The sequence below is a fragment of the Synechococcus sp. R8-2 genome (genome assembly GCF_047461715.1).
Lineage (GTDB): Bacteria > Cyanobacteriota > Cyanobacteriia > Thermostichales > Thermostichaceae > Thermostichus.
Window position 1 is genome coordinate 1 of record NZ_JANSHQ010000122.1, and the last position, 5,217, is coordinate 5,217.

3 protein-coding genes are annotated in these 5,217 nt (G+C 58.7%); 2 read left to right on the forward strand and 1 reads right to left on the reverse strand.

Features of this window, described 5'->3' with window-relative positions; genetic code table 11:
• Window positions 1-478: 478 nt before the first annotated feature.
• Window positions 479-2,494, forward strand: a complete 2,016-nt coding sequence (locus tag NW819_RS03405; protein ID WP_414412888.1) for a diguanylate cyclase domain-containing protein — start codon at window positions 479-481, stop codon at window positions 2,492-2,494.
• Window positions 2,495-2,530: 36 nt separating this feature from the next.
• The gene (locus NW819_RS03410; RefSeq protein ID WP_414388761.1) at window positions 2,531-4,255 is read left to right on the forward strand and encodes an ABC transporter ATP-binding protein; all 1,725 of its coding nucleotides are present in this window, start codon (window positions 2,531-2,533) and stop codon (window positions 4,253-4,255) included.
• Here the strand turns inward: NW819_RS03410 and NW819_RS03415 are convergent.
• Window positions 4,249-5,187, reverse strand: a complete 939-nt coding sequence (locus NW819_RS03415; RefSeq protein ID WP_414412889.1) for a PfkB family carbohydrate kinase — start codon at window positions 5,185-5,187, stop codon at window positions 4,249-4,251. The two genes, NW819_RS03410 and NW819_RS03415, sit on opposite strands and share 7 nt — an antisense overlap.
• Between the last annotated feature and the right edge of the window lie 30 nt (window positions 5,188-5,217).

Genomic DNA, 5,217 nt, shown 5'->3' on the forward strand with positions numbered 1-5,217 from the left:
ATCCATCAGTCTTCCTCTCTTGCCTTGGATGCATCGGGGATCCCACGCCCGCGGAATTAGCCATCCTGGGTCTGGCAGGGATCCCTTTTCCAGGGCTAGCTGAGGTTCTTTCTAATGAGAGCAGTTCTAACTAATAGGAGCCTGGTTCCTTCCCAAGCGTGTCGATGTACGGGTAGAACAAGTTCGGGAGCCAGAAGCGGTTTAACCTTGAAAACGGCGACGCATAGCCCTTCACGTCGGCAGGACAGGCTTTTTAATAATTCTTTTAATTAACCTCAAGAGTTGCTTCAAAGAATATCCCCTCCGGAGCACCCAAAAGCCCGTGCCAGCCCGGGGATCTTTTGTATCGAGAGACACACAAACTCCCCCAACAATTCCATAGGATGACCGTAGAATGGCAGAGACAGCGTGAATTCATAGCTGTTTTTTTCGGCTTGCCCTCCCCGTTGCCCGAGCGTCTACCGGGTGTTCCTAGCCTATGGTTGAAAGGGGGACTGCTGGGCCAGACCAGGCTGGCAGCGTTTATGATGCGCTGACGCGGGCCGATCTGTGGAATCCCCAGGTCATGTACCGTGGGCGCCCGGTACAGGCTCGGGGACGGGCTGTGCTGCGCACCATGTTCGAGAGCGTCAGCGATGGGTTGTTTGTCCTCGAGTACCTGCCCCCGGAGCCAGAAAGAGGCTCACCTCAGCCGCGCTGTCGGTTTTTGGTGGGTAACCCGGCTTTTTGCAGGATGTTTTTTCTCTCCTCTCGACCTATCGAGGGAGAAGAGCTCCAGAGTTGTCTACCGCCTTCTCTGGCTGCGCAGATTCAACTGCACACCGAACACTGCCTCAGCCATGGCCGGCAAGTGAGCTTCGAGCTGAGCTTAACGGCCTCTGCCGCTCCCGACCCAGAGTCGACCCATGTTCTAATCGTTACCCTTTCTCCAGTAGTTGAGGAGAACAAGCCAATCAGCCGAATTGTCGGCTCCTGTCAGGACATCACAGCACGCAAGCAAGTGGAGTGGCAGCTACAGCGCAGCCAAAAGCAACTGTTGGAGCACAACCGGGCTCTGATGGAGCTCACCCGGCACAAAGCCCTCAGCCAAGGAGACTTACAAGCTGCTCTGCAACAGATTTGTACTACAGCCGCCCATACCCTGGGGGTGGCACGGGTGGGGGTCTGGCTCTACACGTCGGAGCGCTCCAGCATTCGCTGCATCAATCAATTCGAGATCACCCCAGACAATCCCGAGGGATCCCATACTCAAGGGGCGGAGATCTGGGCCAAAGACTATCCCCGTTATTTTCAAGCCCTGGAGCAAGAGCGCACCATTGCTGCCGACCAAGTGGTGGCGGATCCCCGCACCGCCGAGTTCGGCAATTCCTACCTGACAGCAATGGGAGTGGTCTCGATGCTGGATGCCCCCATTCGACTGGAAGGACGGATGGTGGGTGTTCTCTGCCACGAGCACATTGGCTCCCCTCGCCACTGGACCTTAGAAGAGCAAAACTTCGCCGGATCCCTGGCGGATTTGGTGTCTCTGGCCCTCGAGATCTCGGAGCGCCGGCAAGTGGAAGAGGAGCTGCGCCAGGCTGAGGAGCGCTATCGCAATTTTTTCGAGAATGCGGTAGAGGGCATTTTTTTCACCGATGCGGCAGGTCGGTATCTCTCCGCCAACCCGATGCTGGCCCAGATCTGCGGCTACAGCTCCCCCGAAGAATTGATGCGCGAAGCGAAAGAGGCGGGCAAGCGGCAGCTCTATGTGGATCCCAGCCAGTGGGAGGAATTTGTGCGGCTATTGCAGGAGCAGGGATCCGTGCGCGGCTTTGAGTATCGGCTGCGGCGGCGGGATGGCTCGATCATCTGGGTCCGAGAAAAGGCCCGTTTGGTTAAAGATAAAGCCGGAAATATCCTCGGCTATGAAGGCATCTGCGAAGACATCACCGCCCAAAAGCAGAGCTTAGCCTACATGGAGTTTCGCGCTCATCATGATGCCCTGACAGGTTTGGTGAACCGCGAATCCTTTCGGGAGCGGCTGCAGCAGACCCTGCAGCAATACTACAGTGAATCTCTGGCCCTCTTCTTTGTGGATTTGGATCACTTCAAAGACATCAACGATACCTTCGGCCACGGTGTCGGCGATGCCCTGTTGCAGGGGGTAGCTGAACGGTTAACCAAGTGCGTTCGCCCTGGAGATATCGTCGCCCGCTGGGGAGGGGATGAGTTCACCCTGCTGCTGCCCCGAATTGGCAGCCCCACAGTGGCAGCGCGTCTGGCTCAGCGGATTGTCGATGCCTTTCAAACTCCCTTCTCCTGCGAGGGCCATTCCCTTTCCGTGACCTGCAGCATTGGCGTCGCCCTCTACCCCCAAGACGGCGTAGAAGTGTCCACCCTTTTGCACCATGCCGACTTGGCCCTCTACCAGGTCAAGGAAAATGGCCGCAGCGGCTTTCAGCTCTACCGGCCAGTTTCAGGGATCCCGGCAGCAGTCCGCAACACTATCCTGTAAGCTGGTTGGGTCAGAGGCCCTTCTGGTTTGTGATTTGTGCATCCGGGTCGTAGCTATCGCCGTCTCATTCCCTTCATTCGGCCCCATCTGTGGATGTTGTTGCTGGGGCTAACCTGTACCCTTGGCTTTGTGCTAACCATGCCCGCCCTCGCCTACTTGATCGAGTGGGTGGCCCGCTCCATTGGTGCCGGGGATCTGGGGCAATTGCGGATGCTGGCCTTGATTGGGGTGGTGTTTTTCTTGGTGCGCGGCGCTTTTCAGTATGGCCAAGACACCCTGATGGCGAGGGCCTCCTTGCAAATGGTTTTGGAATTGCGCCAACAGATTTATGCCCACCTGCAGGCACTGGATGTGGACTATTTTTCCGGCAGCCGCACTGGCGATCTGGTCTATCGCCTCACGGGGGATCTGGATCGGGTGGGAGAGGTGGTGCAGCGGTTTTTCCATCGCTTCATCCCCAGCGTGCTCACCATCTTGGCGGTGGTGGCCTACCTGTTCTATCTCAACGGCATTCTCACCTTGACCACCTTGCTGATAGCCCCCCTGATGGGAGCCTTGATCAGTTGGTTTGGGGATCGCCTTTTGTTTCGCTCCCGCCTCAACCAAGAGAAGATGTCGGATTTGGCCGCCCTCTTGACAGAGGTGTTTGCCGGGATCAGCCTCACTCGCGCCTTTGCGGCTGAGGACTACGAAATTCGCCGCTTCAGTGCCATTGCCGAAAGCAACCGCCTGGCCCGGTTTCAGACCGAACAGGTGAAAGCCATTCAAGACCCGGTGGTGGGTTTTCTGTACGCCATGAGCGTGCTGGGGGTGTTTTGGGTGGGCGGCTGGCAAATTAGCCAGGGCAACCTGACCGGCAGCCAGTTTCTCGGCTTTATCGCCGGTGTTGCGATGTTGATCGACCCTATTGTTCATATCACCAACAACTACAGCGAGCTGAAACAGGGTGAGGCTTCGGTGGAGCGGATTTTCGAGCTGCTAAACACCCGCTCCCAAATCCGGGAGCTGCCCGGGGCCCGCCCCATGCCTCCCATTCAGGGTTGGGTGGAGTTCGACCAAGTTTCCTTTGCCTACAAACCGGATCAGCCGGTGCTCAAACAGATCAGCTTTCAGGTGTCTCCCGGCGAGATTGTGGCCCTGGTGGGATCCTCCGGCGCCGGCAAATCCACCCTGGTGAGCCTGATTCCCCGCTTTTACGATCCCCAGCAGGGCTGCATCCGCATCGACGGCATCGACATCCGCACCGTCACCCTCAAGAGCCTGCGCCGGCAGATCGGCATTGTGCCGCAGGAGATCACCCTGTTTTCGGGAACCATTGCCGGCAACATCGCCTACGGACAAGAGCATTTTGACCTGGAAGCGGTGCGCCAGGCGGCCCAGGTGGCCAACATCGACACCTTTATCGAGAGCTTGCCCGATGGCTACGCCACCCGCGTGGGAGAACGGGGGGTCACCCTCTCCGGTGGACAACGGCAACGGCTGGCCATTGCCCGCGCCGTGCTCCTCAACCCCAAGATCTTGATCCTGGACGAGGCTACCTCTGCTTTGGACAACGAGTCGGAAGCGTTGGTGCAGGAAGCGCTGCAACGGCTGATGCAACGCTGTACCGTTTTTGTGATTGCCCACCGCCTCTCGACGGTACGCACTGCCCACCGCATTTTCGTCTTGGAGCAGGGGCAATTGCTGGAGCAGGGAAATCACCGAGAATTGCTGGGCAAAGGGGGTCGCTACGCCCAGTTTCACCTGCGCCAGTTTCATTGAACCCTTGGCCTCTGGATCTCCTGGATCTCCCATGCCTGCCAGAAGGGCCGGTAAAACTCCGGATCCGAAGGTGCTCCCCCCGGGATCCCGCAGATGGCCGCCGCAAATTGCACGGCTCGTTGCACCAGAACTGCCTCCGGCCATCCCCGCAACAGCCCCAGGATGGCCACGGCGCTAAATGCATCTCCCGCCCCCACTGTATCCACCAGCTGAGGCGCGGGCACTGGGTCGGCCCGATAGACCTGAGCAGGGGTGATCAGCAGTGCGCCTGCCGCTCCCAAGGTCAGAAATAGACCTTTCAGGTTCAGATGAGCCTGGAGGATCTGTCCTTGCTCCAGCAGGTCTCCGGCAGGGATCCCTTCCAGTTGGGCCACTTGCTCCAGCTCTGCCTGGTTCAGCTTCAGCCAAGTGCAGGTGCGTAGCATCTCCCGGATGGCGTCTGGATGCCACCAGGGATCCCGCAGGTTGAGATCCAGAAACACGGGACAGCCCAAAGCGGGGATCCCCTCTTGAAAGTGGCGATGGGCTGCCTCCCGGCGGGCTGCCAAGCTGCCCCGGTAGAGCAGGCTGGGCTGGAGAGCTTGCAGAGCCCCGATATCCAACTGGATGTAGTCGTAGGCTTGGTCGGGCAAGATGGCGAAGGTGGGGATCCCTTGCTCATCCAGGGTTACTTGAACCTTGCCGGTGGGGTGAACAGAATCCTGCTGCAGACCCTCCAGGCGCAGCCCCTGCCGTCGCAAGGCCCCCAGCAGCTCTCTGGCGGCCTCGTCTTGGCCAACACGACTGAGCAAGAGGGGATCGGATCCCAGCCCCTTGAGGTTCCAAGCCACATTCAAAGCTGCTCCGCCCAGCACAATCTCTGTGGGGAAGCAGTCGAAAAGCACCTCCCCCAAGATGAGCGGCAAACCCAGGGGCACATGAGAGGGATCCATCTTGAGCACTCAGCTAGAAATCGCAGGAGC

Excerpts from the sequence above, each read along its gene's own strand:
- NW819_RS03415 (WP_414412889.1), bottom strand. The coding sequence starts at position 5,187 with ATGGATCCCTCTCATGTGCCCCTGGGTTTGCCGCTCATCTTGGGGGAG.
- NW819_RS03405 (WP_414412888.1), top strand. The coding sequence starts at position 479 with ATGGTTGAAAGGGGGACTGCTGGGCCAGACCAGGCTGGCAGCGTTTAT.